Here is a 17,881-nt window from a genome sequence, read left to right as displayed (position 1 = left end):
AAAAGCGACCCCCACCCCGGAACCAACTCCAAGGCAAACAAAACCCACAGGCTGATTTACAAACAGAATTCCGGTAGAATTCCGCCTCTGTTTTTACTCTCCATTTTTCAATAGCGAGTAAGGTTTCCATGGAAATTAATCCCATTGTGACGAAGATTAAAGAACTTCGTGAGCGCACCGAAGCGCTCAGGGGGTATCTTTGACTACGATCAGCGTAGCGAACGACTGGTCGAAGTAGAGCGGGAACTGGAAATGCCCACGGTGTGGGACGATCCCGAGCGCGCCCAGGCCCTGGGTAAGGAGCGCTCGGACCTTGAACTGATCGTGCGCACCATCGACAACCTCACCTCCGGCCTTGAAGACGCCGACGGCCTGCTGGAAATCGCGGCCGAGGAAGAGGACGAAGGTACCGTCGGCGAAATCGAGGCCGATCTGCAAAGCCTCGACAAGGAACTGGAAAAACTCGAGTTCCGTCGCATGTTTTCCGGCGAGATGGACGCCAACAACGCCTACCTGGACATCCAGGCCGGCTCCGGCGGTACCGAAGCCCAGGATTGGGGTAACATGCTGCTGCGCATGTACCTGCGCTGGGCAGAGCGTCGTGGCTTCAAAGCGGAAATCGTCGAATTGCAGGAAGGGGATGTGGCCGGTATCAAGAGCGCCACTATCCATATCCAGGGCGATTACGCCTACGGCTGGTTGCGCACCGAAACCGGTGTCCATCGCCTGGTGAGGAAGTCGCCGTTCGATTCCGGTAACCGTCGCCATACCTCCTTCTCTTCCGTGTTTGTATCACCGGAAGTGGATGACAGCTTTGAAATCGAAATCAACCCGTCTGACCTGCGCGTTGACGTATACCGTGCGTCCGGCGCTGGTGGTCAGCACGTAAACCGGACCGAGTCCGCGGTACGTCTGACTCACAACCCCACCGGGATTGTGGTGGCCTGTCAGGCCGGGCGCAGCCAGCATCAGAACAAAGACCAGGCCATGAAACAGCTCAAGGCCAAACTCTTTGAACGCGAGATGCAGGAACGTAACGCCGAGAAGCAGAAAGCCGAAGATGCCAAGGCCGATATCGGCTGGGGCAGCCAGATTCGCTCCTACGTACTGGATGACAGCCGTATCAAGGATCTGCGCACCAAGGTCGAAACCAGCAATACCCAGTCGGTGCTGGACGGTGACATCGACAAGTTCATCGAAGCCAGCCTGAAGATGGCGCTGTAACCCAGCGCCTTCGCCACGCTAACCCGGACAACCCCCGATTTTTAGTGAGCCAACATGACTGAACAAACCCAGAATGCACAGCACGAGGACAACAAGCTGATTGCCGAGCGCCGCGCCAAGCTGTCGGACATGCGCGAGCAGGGCAACGCCTTCCCCAATGACTTCCGCCGTGACGCGACGGCCGCCGAGCTGCAGGCCAAATACGGTGACAAGACCAAGGAAGAGCTGGCGGAGATGGGTATCCAGGTGGCCATTGCCGGCCGCATGATGCTTGACCGCAAGGCGTTCAAGGTGGTTCAGGACATGACCGGCCGCATCCAGATCTATGCGACCAAGGATGTCCAGAAAGACACCAAGCACTGGGATCTTGGGGATATCGTGGGTGTGCGAGGCATCCTGTGCAAGTCCGGCAAGGGCGACCTGTACGTGACCATGGACGAGTATACACTGCTCACCAAGTCCCTGCGCCCGCTGCCGGAGAAGCACAAAGGCCTGACCGATACCGAGGCCCGTTACCGTCACCGCTACGTCGACCTGATGGTGAACGAGGATAGTCGCCGGGTGTTCTACGCGCGCTCGAAAATCATCAGCTCCATGCGCCAGTACTTCACTGACCGGGATTTCATGGAAGTGGAAACCCCGATGCTGCAGGTGATTCCCGGTGGCGCCACGGCTCGGCCGTTCGTGACCCATCACAATGCCCTGGGCATCGACATGTACCTGCGCATTGCGCCGGAACTGTTCCTCAAGCGCCTGGTGGTCGGTGGCTTCGAGCGGGTGTTCGAGATTAACCGCAACTTCCGCAATGAAGGGCTTTCCACCCGTCATAATCCGGAATTCACCATGGTGGAGTTCTACCAGGCGTACGCGGATTACAACGATCTGATGGATCTTACTGAAGACATGTTGCGGACCATTACCGAGAAGGTACTGGGCACTACCACGGTGGAGAACACCCGCACGTTGAAGGACGGTGAGGAAGAAATCATCGAATACGATTTCGGTAAACCGTTCGATCGTCTGACCGTGGTCGACGCCATCCTGCGCTACAACCCGGACATCAAGGCTGAGCAGCTGGCGAACGAAGAAAGCGCCCGCCAGGTGGCGAAGGATCTGGGCATCCACCTCAAGGATGGCTGGGGCCTGGGCAAGGTGCAGATCGAGATCTTCGAAGCCACGGCTGAGCACCGCCTGATGCAGCCGACGTTCATCACCGAATACCCGAAAGAAGTGTCACCGCTGGCCCGCTGCAAGGACAGTGATCCGTTTGTCACCGAACGCTTCGAATTCTTCGTCGGTGGCCGCGAGATCGCTAACGGCTTCTCGGAGCTGAACGACGCCGAGGACCAGGCCGAACGTTTTCAGGCCCAGGTCGCCGAGAAAGACGCCGGTGATGACGAGGCCATGTTCTACGACGAAGACTACGTGATGGCCCTGGAATACGGCCTGCCGCCCACCGCCGGCGAGGGCATCGGGATCGACCGCCTGGCCATGCTGCTGACCAACTCGCAGTCGATCCGCGACGTCATCCTGTTCCCGGCCATGCGCCCGGAACACAAGGCTGAAGCCCGGAAAGACGAGGAGTAACCCATGCACCCGGCGGAGGTACTGGCCAGCCAGCTCAGGCCCGACCGGGGCTGGAGTCAGCATTTAGAAGCGGAGTTTCGCCAGCCCTACATGCAAAAGCTGGCGGAATTCCTGGCTGCCGAGGAACAGGCCGGTAAAACCCTGTTCCCGGCCAGCCATCATTGCTTCAATGCCCTCAACAGCACGCCGCTGGACAAAGTGCGCGTGGTGATCCTCGGCCAGGACCCCTACCACGGCCCCGGCCAGGCCCACGGCCTCTGCTTCTCCGTCCGCCCGGACGTACCCACACCCCCGTCACTGGTAAACATCTACAAGGAAATCCGCGAGGACCTGGGTATCGAGCCACCGGACCACGGCTGCCTGCAACCCTGGGCGGAACAGGGCGTATTGCTGCTCAACAGCGTACTCACCGTGGTCCAGGGCCAGGCCGGCGCCCACCAGGGCAAGGGCTGGGAAGTCTTCACCGACAAGGTTATCGAAACCATCAACCGTGAACGGCAAGGGGTGGTGTTCCTGCTCTGGGGCAGTTACGCGAAAAAGAAGGGGCAGCACATCGACCGCAGCCGCCATCATGTACTGGATGGTCCGCACCCGTCACCACTGAGCGCTTACCGTGGCTTCTTCGGCTGCAAGCATTTCTCACGTGCTAATGACTGGCTGAAGCAGGAAGGGATGCAGCCCGTAGACTGGTCGTTACCAACAAAGTCTGACCTGCTTAAACGCTACAGCCAGAAACAGTCTTAACCGAAATGCAGGGTTCTGCTGTTCGGGCGGCAAAGAAAAGCATCCGATCGGTCACGGGGCGGGGGTACTTTTTCTGACAGGACAAAGGTGTCTGAGCGAAGCGAGTTCTTTTCCCGAAGAAAAAGTACCCCCGCCCCGGGACCAGCCCCAGTTCTCTAAGACTACTTAAGCAAAGCCATAGCGGCTTCCATCTGAGCGTTGAGGTCTTCCTCCTCGCTCATGTCCACCTCGGGATCAAGGCCAAGTCGATCAAAGGCGGAAATGGATTTCCAGTCCATCTCAGTCCAGGGATGATCGGAACCAGCCACCAGCTGCAAATTGGCCACCATTACCAGGTCAGCGTAGTCCGGCGCCGGCACCTCGCGCTGGAAGTTGGCATAGTCCAGTGGCACGGACTGGAGTTCCTCCGGAAAATCCCACTTTTTCAGGATCAGGTTGCCGATACGCGGATGCAGTGCATCAATGACATTATCGAGCATAATGCTGCTGATCTGGATATCCCGATCCTCAACGTACCGCAGGATAGGCAGTACACCAATCAGATGAACCAGGCCGGCCAGCGTGGCCTGGTCCGGCTTCAGTCGGGTGTAATGCTGGGCCAGAACGTGGCAAACACCAGCGACTTCTGTGCTGGTCTGCCATGTTGCCCGCAGACGCTTGTCGATCATGTCAGACGTGGCCTGAAACATCTGCTCCATCGCAAGTCCCATCGCCAGATTGCTGGTATAGGCCATACCCAGGCGGCTGACGGCCATATTCAGGTTTTCTATGGCGCGGCTGCCCCGAAACAGGGGGCTGTTGCAGACACGGATAATACGGGCGGACAGGGCGGTATCGTTACTGATGACTTTGACCAGGTCCAGAATGGCGGAGTCCTCCGACTCGGCAATCTCCCGCACCTGCAAGGCGACTTCCGGCAGCGTTGGCAGCACCAGCTTGTCATTTTCGATCGCACTGATCAGATCATTTCTGATGGTTTCAACAATGTTCGACATGGTCAGTTGAGGTCCGTCGCCTGAAAATATTCAAAAATATGACGTACTTTATAGCAAAAAATCGTCGGAATGCCTGTCAACTTATGTATCTGGCGTATCGGATTGTTGCTGCTCAGGCACAGAATAAGGCAGTGCCAGTCGCTCCAGTGTGATGTCCGGATGGGGGTCCAGGTGGAGCGGAGTATCCACGGCATTGTGGCGGACAACGGCCAGACATTGCACGGAATGGTTTGCCAGACGAACGCTATTGACCACCTCGCCGACGGTTTTCTCACCGGCCTTGATCGATGTTCCGGAAGCGGGAGCAGCATCTACGCCGGTGGCGGAAAAGCGAAACAGGCTTTTCTTGAGCTGACCGAGGAAATGCATACGGGCAATGACTTCCTGACCCGTGTAGCAACCTTTCTTGAAATGAACGCCGAGCACGTGTTGCCAGTTCAGCATCTGTGGCACGTAGGCTTCCATGGATTCCGGTGTGAGTCTGGCAATACCCGCCGCGATTTCCGATGCCTGCCAGTCGACGAGTTCTGTGCGTTCGGCTTCCGGGAAGGCTTCGGATTGTTGCGGCGAAAACTCACCCAGTTGCCAGAGCTCATACCGGGGAAGGCCCTCGGCCGTATTCTCGGTCCTGATCAGGTGGTGCTGGCCGACAACAAGGCTGTCGCCGGGGTTGTGGAGGTTGAGTGCGGCATCCTCACCGAAGCGCCGGGCAATATCATCGCCAAGGATGCCAAGCACGCGGGCGCCGTCGACAACCTCCATCGTCGTGCCGCGAAACAGCATCAGGTATTTGCGCAGCTGGCTGGTGATGTGGTCGGCAAGGTCTTCCGGCAGCGCGAGCAGAACGTCATCCCCGTCACGCACCATGCGCGTCAGGCAATAGGCCCTGCCTTTGGGGGTGCTGGCCGCAGCTCGGGGCGAGAAGGCCTCGGTGACGTCCGTCAGGTTCTGACTGAACTGACCTTGGAGAAATTTGTCGGTTCCGGAACCTGCAATACGGACAATGCGTTGGTCTTCAAGGGCGGCCCAGGCTGAAGCAGGCAGTGGTTGGCCTGCAACGAGGGTCGATGGATCTGTCATTGGGCACTCCCGGTATCGGTGTTGCTGACGAGGGGGCGGTTGGACTGACCCAGTCTCAGCCACATCCGCAAACGGCGGAATTCCTCGGGATCGACATTGCGAAACCCTGGGCCGAAATTGGCCAGAACAACCAGGCGTGAATGGAATCTGGAGTCGGTTGGCCGAATTTTCAAGAGTGTCAGCCGGGGACTTAGCCGGCTCTCCCCCGCGACGGCGACCGGGCAGCTGTCGCCGGAGCCGAAGCGGGCCCGGAGTTGGTTGTGATCCAGGGTCAGCTCCGTCACGGTGTTAACCGCCCTTAGCAAGTTACGCAACCAGCCCTGGGGAGCCGACGGCCGAAGATGCAGGTTAATCCGGCTGGACACGGTTCAGGATCATATCCACGATACGCTGAAGGTCCGGATCTTCCGGTCGACTACGCTGCATGAACCACTCGAACATGTCGGTGTCCTCGCAGGTCAGCAGTTTCTCGTAGCGCGCCTGGTCGTCTGCGGGCAGGTCGGGGTACGCCTCTTCCACAAATGGGACCAGCAATACGTCCAGTTCCAGCATTCCCCGGCGGCTGTGCCACCACAGGCGTTTGTATTCGGTGTTGTCAGACATTCGGTTTCTCTTTCCGCTGGTCGGGTGTGTCAGGGTGATAGCGTTCTGTACGTTGTCGGGAACAGCACCGTGTCCCCCGGCTCGTTAAGTAGCCCCGGGTAATCCAGGGTGTAATGGAGGCCCCGGCTCTCCTTGCGCTGGAGCGCGGAGCAGATGATCAGATCAGACACCGTAACCAGGTTGCGCAGCTCAAGCAGGTCATTGGTGACCCGGTAGTTGCTGTAGAACTCACCTATTTCCCGCGACAGCAGATCGACGCGGTGCTTGGCTCTCTGCAGGCGCTTGGTGGTGCGTACAATGCCAACATAGTCCCACATGAAATGGCGCAGTTCGTCCCAGTTGTGGGAGATTACCACGTCCTCGTCGGAATCCCGCACCTGACTTTCGTCCCAGTCCGGCACTGGCGGCGGTGGCGGAATGTCGGCTTCCCGGCGGGTAATGTCGGCGGCGGCAGCGCGCCCATACACCAGGCACTCCAGCAGGGAGTTGCTGGCCATGCGATTGGCGCCGTGCAGGCCGGTGAAAGCGGCTTCCCCAACCACATACAACTGGTTGATGTCGGTGCGGGCGCGGTCATCACTGACAATGCCGCCACAGGTATAGTGTGCCGCCGGCACCACGGGGATGGGCTCTTTGGTGATGTCGATGCCAAACTCAAGGCACTTCTCGTAAATGGTCGGGAAGTGATGTCTGATAAAGTCGGCCGGCTTGTGGCTGATGTCCAGGTACAGGTGGTCGGCGCCCAGGCGTTTCATCTCATGGTCGATAGCACGTGCCACGATGTCGCGGGGCGCGAGTTCTCCACGCTTGTCGAACCGGTCCATGAAGCGACTGCCGTCCGGAAGCTTGAGCACGCCGCCTTCACCCCTCACGGCTTCCGTGATCAGGAAGGATTTGGCGTGAGGATGGTACAGGCAGGTCGGATGGAACTGGTTGAATTCCATATTGGCAACCCGGCACCCGGCACGCCAGGCCATCGCGATGCCGTCGCCGGACGCGCCGTCCGGGTTGGTGGTGTAGCGATAGGCCTTGCTGGCGCCGCCGGTGGCGATCACGGTAAAACGGGCCCGGATCAGCTCAACGTGATTGTCTTCCAGATTGAGAACGTAGGCGCCGACACAGCGATTGCCCGGCAATGACAGTTTGCGGTTGGTGATCAGGTCCACCGCTACCCGGCCCGATATCAGGGTGACATTGGAGCGTGCCTGTGCCTGAGATGTCAGGGTGGTGGAAACGGCATGTCCGGTGGCGTCCGCGGCATGAATGATGCGTCGGTGGCTGTGGCCGCCCTCGCGAGTCAGGTGGTACTGCGAGCGTTCGTCACGGGTGAAATCCACTCCCGAGTCGATAAGCCAGTTGATGCTCTCCTTGCCGTGTTCGACGGTGAATTGCACGGCGTCTTCATGGCACAGGCCCCCTCCGGCATTCAGCGTATCCTGGACATGGTTCTCCAGGGAGTCTTCGTCATCCAGTACCGCTGCAATGCCACCCTGGGCCCAGAGCGTGGCCCCGCTGCTGATGTCGGCCTTGCTTACGACACAGACATTCAGGTGCTCCGGCAGATTGAGAGCGACGGTTAGGCCGGCAGCACCGCTGCCGATAATCAGGACATCGTATTCGTGAGACTGTGGCATTGGGTCGTTATCGCGGGCCATAATGTGGACGTGTATTGAACTAAACTTTACGCTTGCTGTCTATTTGCCCTGACGAGGGCAGGCCTGACCTGGCCCTGGCCGATTCTCAAACGGACGCCGGACAGCATTATGATGCAAAGTAATTCAAGGCAGGCTATAAAACTTGAGCGCCCCGGCAATCCGTCCATGACTCCGGATACTGATCAGCACAAGGGGGATGCCCCCGACAGCCAGACCGATCTCCAGCTCGTACGCAAAGTGCGCCATGGTGACCGGGCAGCGTTTGACCTCCTGGTCGTCAAGTATCAGTCCCGGGTGGCCTCGATCATCAGCCGGTATATCTACGACAGCCAGGAAGTGCAGGACCTGACCCAGGAAACCTTTGTGAAGGCCTTCCGGGCAATGGACCGTTTTCGTGGTGACAGCGCATTCTATACCTGGCTCTACCGGATTGCCGTCAATACCGCCAAAAATTTCCTTGAGGCCCGTGGTCGAAGGCCGCAGGGGAGTGCGGATGTCACCGAAGCGGAAAACTTTGAAGACGGCGCCAGGCTGCGGGACAGCGCGTCCCCGGAGAAGCTGTTGCAGCGGGAGCAGTTGCAGCAGGAACTGGGCAGGGCAATATCGAACCTCCCGGAGGAACTCCGCTCCGCTTTTCTGCTCAGAGAATATGATGGTCTGAGCTATGAGGATATCGCGCGCATACTGGAGTGCCCGATTGGCACCGTCCGGTCCCGGATATTCAGGGCGCGGGATGCTGTTGATCGACAGCTCGGGCCGCTACTCAATAATTCCCCGACGTGAATGAGGTTGCATCCCATGGATGATCGTCTCAGAGAAACACTGTCTGCCATGATGGACGATGAAGCGGATGAGCTATCCGTCCGACGGCTGTTGTCCCATGATGAGCAGAACGATGTTCGCTCCCAGTGGCAGCGCTGGCAGCAAGTGCGGGATCTCATGCACCAGAGCCACGCTCCCTCGGATGCTATCGATGTCAGTGCCGGTGTCAGGCGCGCGCTCTCAGGTCAGAGCGCCACCGGAACCGGGGTCGAGGCCGTCAACGTGCATCGGAACAGAAGCTGGCACTGGCCGGCAGTTGCCATGGTGAGTCTCGCGTTGATTGTCGGGTTTGGTGTCGGCGCAGGGTGGGACTCATCCGCGCTCGAGGGACAAGTTGCCGGAGTGGCCAGTGCGGATGCCGCTGCCGCAGGTGAAGGCGCGGGTGACGAGGTACAGGAAGTCGCCCTGCAGGGGCTGGACGAGGAACAATGGGAACATCTGAGTCGGTATCTGCTTGAACATGCTCAGCACAACAGCGTGGGAGCTGGTCGGGGATCCGTTGGCTATGCCCGGCTGGTCAGTGCGTCAGCCCCGGCTTACTAGTATTCGGAAGTGGAGTGGTCGATGTTGAATTGGCGGGCAATTACCCGGTATTTTCGGGTTCACAGGCTCTGTATGGTGACTGTCGCGATGCTCCTCGCGGCTTCGCCTGCCGTTGCGGTCAGTGCAGAATCCGAAACCGGTACCGCGTCAAAGACTGCTGAACAATGGCTGGCCCGTTTGGGGCCGGCGCTCAATATGACCTCCTATCGCGGTGTGTTTGTATATGCCCGTGGGGACCAGGTCAGTTCCCTGCAAATTGCCCATCGCTACCGTGACGGCGTGGTTGAGGAGCGTTTGGTGCTCCAGGATGGCGGCACTGGTGAAATCGTCCGCAAGGGCATGCGGGTTGTCTGTGTTCTGCCTGACCAGGGGCGCATCCAGCTGGATCAGGTGATTCCTTCCGGTCCGTTTGCAGAAGCGTTTTCGAGCCAGTTGATGCCGGTCATCCAGTGGTATACCCCGGAGTTGATGGGGGAAGACCGGGTGGCCGGCTACGATGTGGTGAAAATTGCGCTCAAGGCACGGGATGAACACCGCTACAGTCACCGCTTGTGGCTTGAGAAATCCACTGGTCTGCTGGTCAAGAGCCATGTCCGCTCGGATACCGACGAGGTGTTGGAGCATTTCCAGTTTACCAGTCTGGAAATCACGGATAATCTGCCGGACAGCGAATTTCAGGTGCAAACCCGGGGCCAGGAAATAGAGCGCTCCCTGAGCGACGGGAGCTCCTCTTCCCAGGCGCCGCGAATGGATGGCTGGATACTGCGTTGGCAGCCCGAGGGGTTTATGCCGGCCGCCGCGCCGCGCTCTGGCAATGGTCAGGCGGTAGCATTTTCAGACGGGCTGGCGGCCTTTTCTGTGTTTGTCGAGCCGACAGGGCGGATTACCATGCCCACCGGGGCGTCCAGGATTGGCGCCACTACCGTATACATCAATCAGCTGGAGACGGGAGACCGTTCTTTTATGGTAACAGTGGTCGGCGAAGTGCCCCCGGTAACGGCGAAGAAAGTGGCGGAATCCGTGGAGGTAGACGATGCCATGGCGTTTGAGACGGCCCGGCGATGATTACTGAAAATGGTAAGGTTGTGGCGATCGACGGCGCGCGCGTCTGGGTACAGACCATTCGTAGCAGCGCCTGCCAGAGCTGTGCGGCCCGTCATGGGTGTGGTCAGCGTGCGCTGGCCGGCGCGACCGGTGGCCGGGCCAACCAGGTGCTGGTGGCTAATGACCTGGAGGCGCAGGTGGGCGACGAGGTCACCCTGGCCATTGATGAGGCGGCCTTGCTGAGGGCGTCCCTGCTGGTGTATGCCGTGCCGTTGTTGTTGATGGTTATGGGGGCGGTACTGGGTTACCAGGGTTCAGGGGGGCAGGATCCTGCTTCTATCGCTGGCGCTGTAGCAGGGCTTGCCGGTGGCTTCGCGCTGGTTCGCTGGCTGCAGCGACACTCTGCCCATCGTTACGAACCCCGGCTGATCCGAGTTGCTGCCGCCATCGACAGACATGTGCCCGCAAACCCTACCGTTTTGTAAGTTGAAAATCGCGTATCTGACTACAGAATATTCGTAAAGTTCTGATAAACAGGGGGTTCTAAATGTTAACAATAAACCAGAAGCGCAGAACGCTGGCGACAACCTCCGGTGGTGTATCCACGGCTTTGGCATTCGTTCTGTGTCTGATGGTGTCTCTGGTCTGGGCCCAGGGGGTCAGTGCACGCAGTCTTCCGGATTTCACCGAACTGGTGGAGGAGAACTCCGGCGCCGTGGTTAACATCAGTACGACCAGCACTCCGTCGTCTTCCCGCAGCGGTGGCGGCTATCCCGGTATGCCGTTTGATGAACGCCAGCTGGAACAGCTGCCGGAATTCTTCCAGGACTTCTTTCGGGGGCCCCAGTCTCCGTTTGGTAACAGTCCCGGGCGCTCGGAACCCCGTCGTTCCATGGGGTCCGGCTTCATTGTTTCGAAAGACGGGTATGTGCTGACTAACAATCACGTGATCGAGGGTGCTGATGAGATTGTCGTGCGCCTGAGTGATCGGCGGGAATTGCCGGCAACCCTGGTGGGTACGGATCCCCGTTCCGATATGGCCGTGCTCAAGATTGAGGATGGTGATGACCTTCCGGTGGTCAAGATTGGCCAGTCCCGGGATCTGAAAGTGGGGGAGTGGGTGTTGGCTATTGGTTCTCCCTTCGGGTTTGATTACACAGTTACTGCTGGCATTGTCAGTGCGCTCGGTCGTTCACTGCCTACCGAGAACTACGTACCGTTCATCCAGACTGACGTTGCCATTAATCCGGGGAACTCCGGCGGTCCGCTGTTCAATCTTGACGGCGAAGTGGTTGGCATCAATTCCCAGATCTACACCCGTTCCGGGGGCTTCATGGGAGTTTCCTTTGCCATTCCCATCGATGACGCCATGAATGTCTTCAGGCAGATTCGTGACAAGGGGGTGGTAGCCCGCGGCTGGCTGGGCGTGCTGATTCAGGAAGTGAATCGGGACCTGGCTGAATCCTTTGGTCTCGAACGTCCCCGGGGCGCTCTGGTAGCGGAAGTCATGGCAGGGTCACCGGCTGAGGAGGCGGGTCTGGAAGCAGGCGATATCGTGCTTGAGTACGACGGTGACGATGTCGAGCTGTCGTCGGACCTGCCGCCCATGGTTGGGCGCACCCCCGTCGGCGAGACTGCATCTCTGACGGTGCTCAGGGAAGGCCGGGAGATGAGTCTGGATGTGGAAATTGGCAAGCTGCCCGAGCAGGGTGATGTTCAGGCAGGCGCTCCCGCAACGGATCAGAATGGCCCGGCGTCGGCACCGTTGGGGCTGTCGGTTGAGCCGATACCCGCGGAGCTCGCCGATGCCATGGAGTTGAGTTCGGGTGTTCTGGTTGCGCATGTTGGCCGGGGACCGGCTTTGAACGCGGGTATTCGTCCGCGGGATGTCATTACCGAGATCCACCGCAAGCCGGTTCGTTCGGTTGAGGAGTTTCATGAGGTCGTATCCTCTTTACCCGAGGATCGTGCCGTGTCGGTTCGCATAGTGCGCCAGGGGCGGGCCATCTATCTTGTGATGAAGCCCTGATCCGGCGTTGGTACCAAAGCCCCGGGTAATGTCTGGTCAGGGACATTGCCCGGGGCTTTTGTTATACTGCCGGAACTAAACAAGAACGTTGGCCACGGACCGGACCTGCCCGAATGATGAACAAAAAGGAACTTCCCCTCAGGACACTTCTGAAATTGCGCAACGCCTGGGTTGCGTGGCTTCTTTTCGCTGCCAGTATCGCGGTGACCCTTTTGCTTTGGCAGGTTTCCATTCGACTGGTTGAAGACCGCACTGAGGCCCGTTTCCGTACACAGTCGCTCCAGCTCAAGACCGCCATCGAAGAACGGTTGCTGAACTATGAGCAGGTGCTGGCCGGCAGCGCGGGTCTGTTTGCCGTAGCCGGAGAGATAAGTCGCGATGAGTGGCGGGAGTACGTGGACAAGGTCGATATAGACCGTTACTACCCCGGCATACAGGGGATTGGCTATGTTGAGCGCATTGGCGTGCGGCGTATGGCGGATCATATTTCCTCGGTCCGTGCCGAGGGCGTGCGCAATTACCTGGTCACGCCGCTGGGGGCCGGCCCGGATTATTACCCGATGGTATATTTGGAGCCCGGTACCGAACGCAATCGCAGGGCGCTGGGTTACGATGCTTTCAGTGATCCCATTCATCGCCGCGCAATGGAAGAAGCCCGGGATGATGCCAAACCAACAGTGACCGGGAAAGTGATCCTGATCCAGGAGGAAGTGGCGGAAGATCAGGCCAGCTTCCTGATGTATTACCCGGTGTACCAGGGCGGGAAGATTCCGGACCTCCGTGGGGAGCGCCGGATGATGCTGGCCGGTTACGTGTTCAGTGCATTCCGTATGAATAACCTGATTGACGGCATTGTCGGCCTGATTTCGCCTTTTCTGGATGTGCGTATCTACGACGGTAACCAGGTCTCCCGGGACGCGGTGATGTATGGCTCTAACCTCGGTTCCCTGGATAACGATTTCAGTTTTGAAATGAGCCAGACCATCCGCCATGGCGGCCGGGACTGGCTGTTACAGACCCGCTCGACACCCGCCTTTGATTTCCTGGCGTCCGATCCCAGGCCCCCGATTGTCCTGGGTGCCGGTATTGTTATCAGTCTGTTGTTATTCCTGTTCGCCCTGACGCTGATCCGCTCCCGCATACTCGCGCAGGTGGGTGCTGGCCGTTACCGTGCCATTACCGAAGGCGCAGCCAATGTCACCCTGGTGCTTGGTCGCGATGGCAAGCCACAGTATGCAAGCCCCTCCAGCATGGACATTCTTGGTTTTGATCCCGACAAGCTGCAGGAACTGGACTTCGAGTCGATTGTGCATGGCGATGACTGGCCACAGCTGGTGACCGGATTTGATGACGCGATCGGGGCCCCCGGTAAACAAATGCCGGTTATTCGCGCCCGTGTACGTGATGCCGAAGGCCAGTGGCGGGACATGGAAGGCACCTATACTGCAATGCTGAATGTGCCGGGGGTGAACGGTGTGGTGCTGAGCCTGCGGGACCTGACGCAATTGAAAGCGGCTCAGTCGGAACTGCATCGCCTCGCGTTCTATGATCCTCTGACCGGTCTGGCGAACCGACAGCTTTTCCGTGACCGGCTGAACCACGTGGTTCGCCGGAGCCGCCGTAGCGGGGAGCCTGCCGCGCTGATGTTTCTGGACCTTGATGGTTTCAAGCGGATCAATGACACCCTCGGTCACGATTCCGGCGATGAGCTGTTGAAACAGGTTGCCCAGTGGCTCACTGGTTGCGTGCGGGAGGAGGATTCCGTTGCCCGTCTGGGTGGGGATGAATTTGTTGTCCTGCTGTCGAGAATCAGCGGCCCGGATGCCGCCGGCAAAGTGGCGGAAACCATCCTGAGGCGGCTGTGCCAGCGCATCCGTCTGAACGAGCACGAAGTAGGTATTACCGTCAGTATCGGTATCACCATGATTCCTCATGACAGCGAGGAATCCGGTACCCTGATGAAGTATGCCGACCTTGCCATGTATCGTGCCAAGGAGATGGGCCGGAATACCTATCAGTTCTTTACTCCTGCGATGAATATTCAGGCGGCGCGTCGTCTGCTGCAGCAGGAGGAGTTGGCGACCGCCCTGGATGGCGACCGGTTTGTTCTTCACTATCAGCCGAAGGTGGATCTCGAAACCGAGCGAGTGATTGGTGTTGAAGCGTTCCTGCGCTGGCACCATCCGGAGAGGGGGCTGGTGTCGGCCCAACAGTTCATCGGGCTGGCGGAGGAAACGGGTCTTATTGTACGGCTCGGGGAGATCGCCCTGCGCCAGGCCTGCATTCAGGTTCAGGCGCTTGAGCGCGCCGGCTTTGAATCGCTCAAAATGGCGGTGAACCTGTCCGTGCACCAGCTGATTGATCCGGGATTCCTGGACATGGTGCGCCAGGTGATTACTGAAACCGGAGTATCGCCAGAACGGCTGGAACTGGAAATGCCGGCGGAACTGCTGAATGAAGATCCCCGTCGGTTGCGGGAGTTGCTGGTGTCCCTGCACGATCTCGGTGTGTGCCTGATCCTTGATGACTTCGGCACCGGTTCCTGTTCCCTGGTGGCGTTGCAGCAACTGCCGCTGAATGTGATCAAGATTGATCATCGGTTTATCCGCGACATCCCCTATAATGTCAGCGCCACTGACGTGGCGTCCGCCGTCATTGCCCTGGCCAGGAAACTGCACCTGACGGTCGTGGCGGAGGGTGTGGAAACGCCCCAGCAACTCAGCTTCCTTAAAACGGCCGGGTGCGCCCAGTGTCAGGGCAATCTGTTCAGCTATCCGCTGGACGAGGATGCGCTGATTGGCTTCCTGATTCGGCAGTATGAGCGACCGCTTATTTCCTGAACATGGCAATGGCGGCTAGTAACCGGTAAAATCACGCCGTTCCCGGACTGCGGTAGCGGCCCCTCCGGGCTCAATCCTTCGTCTTATATGAGTATTCATTGTCTGTGACTGAACTGAGCCGAATCCGTAACTTTTCCATCATCGCCCACATCGACCATGGTAAATCCACACTCGCGGACCGTTTTATCCAGGTTTGCGGCGGCCTGACCGACCGAGAAATGGCGGAGCAGGTCCTGGACTCCATGGACCTTGAGCGTGAGCGCGGGATTACCATCAAGGCCCAGAGCGTCACGCTCAACTATAAAGCCCGGGATGGTCAGGAATACAAGCTGAACTTTATCGACACCCCAGGGCACGTGGATTTTTCCTACGAGGTATCTCGCTCTCTGTACGCCTGTGAAGGGGCGCTGCTGGTAGTGGATGCCGGCCAGGGCGTGGAAGCCCAGTCCGTAGCCAATTGTTACACCGCCATCGAACAGGGACTGGAAGTGGTGCCGGTGCTCAACAAGATGGATCTGCCCCAGGCCGAGCCGGAGCGGGTGGCAGCTGAAATTGAGGATATCATTGGTATTGAGGCTTCCGATGCCGTGCGCTGCAGTGCCAAGAGCGGGCTGGGAGTAGAAGATGTACTGGAAGACCTGATCCGCAAGATACCGCCTCCCAAAGGTGATCGGGGCGCGCCTTTGCAGGCACTGATCATCGACTCATGGTTCGATAATTACCTCGGGGTGGTCTCCCTGGTGCGGGTCACCGAGGGTACCCTGAAAAAGGGCGACAAGATTGTCATCAAGTCCACTGGCAAGGCCTGGAACGCGGACAAGGTGGGTATCTTCAACCCCAAGCCCAAAGACACCGACATTCTCCAGGCCGGTGATGTGGGCTTCGTGGTTGCGGGCATCAAGGACATTCATGGTGCGCCGGTGGGCGATACCATCGTGCATCAGAAATTCTCGGAAGACACACCGATGCTACCGGGGTTCAAAAAAGTGAAACCCCAGGTGTACGCCGGGTTGTTCCCGGTCAGTGCGGACGATTATGACGATTTCCGGGATGCCCTGGAAAAGCTCACCCTGAACGATGCCTCTCTGTTTTTCGAGCCGGAAAACTCCGATGCCCTGGGCTTCGGGTTCCGTTGCGGTTTCCTCGGCATGCTCCACATGGAAATTATCCAGGAGCGGCTTGAGCGGGAATACGACATTGACCTTATTACCACCGCCCCGACGGTCATCTATGAGGTGCTGAATAAGCAGAATGAGACGTTGTCGGTGGACAACCCCTCACGGCTTCCGGATGTTGGGTCCATTGAGGAAATGCGTGAGCCTATCGTCGAGGCCAACATTCTGGTGCCCCAGGAGCATCTTGGTAGTGTTATCGCCCTGTGTGAAGAGAAACGGGGTGTTCAGAAGAACATGCACTTCATGTCGACCCAGGTGCAACTCACCTATGAGTTGCCCATGGCGGAAGTGGTGATGGATTTCTTTGACCGCATCAAGTCCGCCAGCCGCGGCTTTGCCTCCCTGGATTACCATTTCACCCGTTTCCAGACGGCCAATCTGGTACGTCTTGATGTATTGATTAATGGTGAGCGGGTCGACGCCCTGGCGTTGATCGTGCATAAGGACCAGGCCCACTACAAAGGCCGGCAGCTGATTGAAAAAATGAAGGAACTGATCCCGCGTCAGATGTTTGATATTGCCATTCAGGCTGCCATTGGCACTCACGTGGTGTCGCGGGTGACGGTGAAAGCGCTTCGCAAGAACGTCACCGCCAAGTGTTACGGTGGTGACGTGAGTCGTAAGAAGAAACTGCTGCAGAAGCAGAAAGAAGGTAAAAAACGCATGAAGCAACTGGGCAACGTTGAAGTGCCTCAGGAAGCGTTCCTTGCCGTACTGAAAGTGGATAAATAGAAGGCGCCTGAATGGATATTGATTTTCCCCTAGTCCTGGTTGTATTGACGTTCGCAACGGGCCTTATCTGGCTGGCAGACAGGCTGTTTCTCCGCAAGCGCAGAATGGCCGGTGTGCCCTCCGATGATGGCTCACAGGGGACCGAGGCGGAGGAACCCAAAGAGCCTTACCTGGTGGATCTGAGCCGTTCCTTTTTCCCGGTACTGGCGATCGTCCTGGTGCTGCGCTCGTTTCTGGTGGAACCTTTCCAGATACCGTCGGGGTCGATGTTGCCGACGCTTGAAGTGGGCGACTTTATTCTGGTGAACAAGTACGCGTATGGTCTGCGGCTGCCGGTGGCTGGTACCAAGATTCTTGAAGTGGATGATCCTGATCGTGGTGAGGTGGTGGTCTTCCGCTATCCCGAGGACGGACGCACCAACTACATCAAGCGTGTGGTCGGTTTGCCCGGGGATCATGTCCGTTACCGCAACAAGGACCTGTTTATCAATGGCGACAAGGTGGACTCCCGGTTTGTGGCTCGACTGCCACCGATGGAGCTCCGCCGTGAAACCCTGGGTGATATCGAACACAACCTTTACCTGACCCTGGGGCGTCCGGGTGGCTCCGGTGAAGGAGAATGGACGATACCAGAGGGGCATTATTTCGTGATGGGTGATAACCGCGACAACAGTAACGACAGTCGTTACTGGGGGACGGTGCCGGATGAACTGATCGTGGGAAAGGCATTTGCTATCTGGATGCACTGGAAATCACTGACCAGTCTGCCATCCTTTGATCGTGTCGGCGCCATTGAATAATTTTCAAG

Annotated in this window: 16 protein-coding genes; 12 read left to right on the top strand and 4 right to left on the bottom strand. The window is 58.3% G+C overall.

What is annotated here, in order from left to right:
• The first annotated feature begins 128 nt into the window (after window positions 1-128).
• From prfB to ung, 3 genes are all read left to right on the top strand, one after another.
• Window positions 129-1,224 (top strand): peptide chain release factor 2 gene (gene prfB / locus ACJO3M_RS14460; RefSeq protein ID WP_407002097.1). Its coding sequence is split into 2 segments (ribosomal slippage): window positions 129-200 and window positions 202-1,224, totalling 1,095 coding nucleotides; the frame shifts between segments, so codons are not numbered across the junction.
• 54 nt (window positions 1,225-1,278) lie between these two features.
• Complete coding sequence (gene lysS, locus ACJO3M_RS14455) at window positions 1,279-2,811, top strand: lysine--tRNA ligase (RefSeq protein ID WP_407002096.1); 1,533 nt, start codon at window positions 1,279-1,281, stop codon at window positions 2,809-2,811.
• 3 nt (window positions 2,812-2,814) lie between these two features.
• Window positions 2,815-3,555: a uracil-DNA glycosylase gene (gene ung, locus ACJO3M_RS14450; protein ID WP_407002095.1), complete on the top strand. Its 741-nt coding sequence runs from the start codon at window positions 2,815-2,817 to the stop codon at window positions 3,553-3,555.
• 161 nt (window positions 3,556-3,716) lie between these two features.
• Here the strand turns inward: ung and ACJO3M_RS14445 are convergent, their stop codons facing one another.
• Both ACJO3M_RS14445 and ygfZ read right to left on the bottom strand, forming a co-directional pair.
• Entirely contained in the window at window positions 3,717-4,550 is an 834-nt protein-coding gene (locus ACJO3M_RS14445; RefSeq protein WP_407002094.1) for an HDOD domain-containing protein, read from the bottom strand.
• A gap of 81 nt (window positions 4,551-4,631) precedes the next feature.
• Entirely contained in the window at window positions 4,632-5,630 is a 999-nt protein-coding gene (gene ygfZ / locus ACJO3M_RS14440; protein ID WP_407002093.1) for a CAF17-like 4Fe-4S cluster assembly/insertion protein YgfZ, read from the bottom strand.
• Here ygfZ and ACJO3M_RS14435 point away from each other — a divergent pair.
• Window positions 5,618-5,770 carry a hypothetical protein gene (locus ACJO3M_RS14435; RefSeq protein WP_407002092.1) on the top strand — a complete coding sequence of 51 codons (153 nt, stop codon included), beginning with the start codon at window positions 5,618-5,620 and terminating at the stop codon, window positions 5,768-5,770. The genes ygfZ and ACJO3M_RS14435 overlap by 13 nt on opposite strands.
• A gap of 208 nt (window positions 5,771-5,978) precedes the next feature.
• Here ACJO3M_RS14435 and ACJO3M_RS14430 read toward each other — a convergent pair whose 3' ends face one another.
• Both ACJO3M_RS14430 and nadB read right to left on the bottom strand, forming a co-directional pair.
• Window positions 5,979-6,233: an FAD assembly factor SdhE gene (locus ACJO3M_RS14430; RefSeq protein WP_406986412.1), complete on the bottom strand. Its 255-nt coding sequence runs from the start codon at window positions 6,231-6,233 to the stop codon at window positions 5,979-5,981.
• 29 nt (window positions 6,234-6,262) lie between these two features.
• Entirely contained in the window at window positions 6,263-7,867 is a 1,605-nt protein-coding gene (gene nadB / locus ACJO3M_RS14425; RefSeq protein WP_407002091.1) for an L-aspartate oxidase, read from the bottom strand.
• 186 nt (window positions 7,868-8,053) lie between these two features.
• Between nadB and rpoE the strand changes: the two genes are divergently transcribed.
• The 8 genes from rpoE (at window position 8,054) to lepB (ending at window position 17,873) form a co-directional block, all read left to right on the top strand.
• Window positions 8,054-8,671 (top strand): RNA polymerase sigma factor RpoE, encoded by a 618-nt coding sequence (gene rpoE / locus ACJO3M_RS14420; RefSeq protein ID WP_504362680.1) that lies wholly within the window; start codon window positions 8,054-8,056, stop codon window positions 8,669-8,671.
• Between the two features lie 15 nt (window positions 8,672-8,686).
• Window positions 8,687-9,253 carry a sigma-E factor negative regulatory protein gene (locus ACJO3M_RS14415; protein ID WP_407002089.1) on the top strand — a complete coding sequence of 189 codons (567 nt, stop codon included), beginning with the start codon at window positions 8,687-8,689 and terminating at the stop codon, window positions 9,251-9,253.
• A gap of 72 nt (window positions 9,254-9,325) precedes the next feature.
• On the top strand, window positions 9,326-10,318 hold the full coding sequence (locus ACJO3M_RS14410; RefSeq protein WP_407002088.1) for a MucB/RseB C-terminal domain-containing protein: 993 nt from the start codon (window positions 9,326-9,328) through the stop codon (window positions 10,316-10,318).
• A complete protein-coding gene (locus tag ACJO3M_RS14405; RefSeq protein WP_407002087.1) occupies window positions 10,315-10,782 on the top strand; it encodes a SoxR reducing system RseC family protein in 468 nt (155 codons plus the stop codon). The genes ACJO3M_RS14410 and ACJO3M_RS14405 overlap by 4 nt, the downstream gene beginning before the upstream one ends.
• 146 nt (window positions 10,783-10,928) lie before the next feature.
• Window positions 10,929-12,326 carry a DegQ family serine endoprotease gene (locus ACJO3M_RS14400; RefSeq protein ID WP_407002098.1) on the top strand — a complete coding sequence of 466 codons (1,398 nt, stop codon included), beginning with the start codon at window positions 10,929-10,931 and terminating at the stop codon, window positions 12,324-12,326.
• 113 nt (window positions 12,327-12,439) lie between these two features.
• Window positions 12,440-15,166 (top strand): bifunctional diguanylate cyclase/phosphodiesterase, encoded by a 2,727-nt coding sequence (locus ACJO3M_RS14395; RefSeq protein ID WP_407002086.1) that lies wholly within the window; start codon window positions 12,440-12,442, stop codon window positions 15,164-15,166.
• A gap of 104 nt (window positions 15,167-15,270) precedes the next feature.
• Entirely contained in the window at window positions 15,271-17,073 is a 1,803-nt protein-coding gene (lepA, locus tag ACJO3M_RS14390; RefSeq protein WP_407002085.1) for a translation elongation factor 4, read from the top strand.
• Window positions 17,074-17,084: 11 nt separating this feature from the next.
• A complete protein-coding gene (gene lepB / locus ACJO3M_RS14385; protein WP_407002084.1) occupies window positions 17,085-17,873 on the top strand; it encodes a signal peptidase I in 789 nt (262 codons plus the stop codon).
• Window positions 17,874-17,881 lie beyond the last annotated feature (8 nt).

The sequence above is a fragment of the Marinobacter alkalisoli genome, assembly GCF_045449795.1.
Taxonomy (GTDB): domain Bacteria; phylum Pseudomonadota; class Gammaproteobacteria; order Pseudomonadales; family Oleiphilaceae; genus Marinobacter.
Note: the sequence above shows the minus strand (reverse complement) of the source record. Positions and strands in the feature narration are given on the sequence as shown.

Bases quoted from the DNA above. Each gene is read 5' to 3' on its own strand.
- lysS (WP_407002096.1), top strand. From the start codon at position 1,279: ATGACTGAACAAACCCAGAATGCACAGCACGAGGACAACAAGCTGATT.
- ACJO3M_RS14435 (WP_407002092.1), top strand. From the start codon at position 5,618: ATGGATCTGTCATTGGGCACTCCCGGTATCGGTGTTGCTGACGAGGGG.
- rpoE (WP_504362680.1), top strand. From the start codon at position 8,054: ATGACTCCGGATACTGATCAGCACAAGGGGGATGCCCCCGACAGCCAG.
- ACJO3M_RS14405 (WP_407002087.1), top strand. From the start codon at position 10,315: ATGATTACTGAAAATGGTAAGGTTGTGGCGATCGACGGCGCGCGCGTC.
- ACJO3M_RS14445 (WP_407002094.1), bottom strand. From the start codon at position 4,550: ATGTCGAACATTGTTGAAACCATCAGAAATGATCTGATCAGTGCGATC.
- ACJO3M_RS14430 (WP_406986412.1), bottom strand. From the start codon at position 6,233: ATGTCTGACAACACCGAATACAAACGCCTGTGGTGGCACAGCCGCCGG.
- ACJO3M_RS14400 (WP_407002098.1), top strand. From the start codon at position 10,929: ATGGTGTCTCTGGTCTGGGCCCAGGGGGTCAGTGCACGCAGTCTTCCG.
- ung (WP_407002095.1), top strand. From the start codon at position 2,815: ATGCACCCGGCGGAGGTACTGGCCAGCCAGCTCAGGCCCGACCGGGGC.
- ACJO3M_RS14415 (WP_407002089.1), top strand. From the start codon at position 8,687: ATGGATGATCGTCTCAGAGAAACACTGTCTGCCATGATGGACGATGAA.
- nadB (WP_407002091.1), bottom strand. From the start codon at position 7,867: ATGCCACAGTCTCACGAATACGATGTCCTGATTATCGGCAGCGGTGCT.
- ACJO3M_RS14395 (WP_407002086.1), top strand. From the start codon at position 12,440: ATGATGAACAAAAAGGAACTTCCCCTCAGGACACTTCTGAAATTGCGC.
- lepB (WP_407002084.1), top strand. From the start codon at position 17,085: ATGGATATTGATTTTCCCCTAGTCCTGGTTGTATTGACGTTCGCAACG.
- ygfZ (WP_407002093.1), bottom strand. From the start codon at position 5,630: ATGACAGATCCATCGACCCTCGTTGCAGGCCAACCACTGCCTGCTTCA.
- ACJO3M_RS14410 (WP_407002088.1), top strand. From the start codon at position 9,326: ATGGTGACTGTCGCGATGCTCCTCGCGGCTTCGCCTGCCGTTGCGGTC.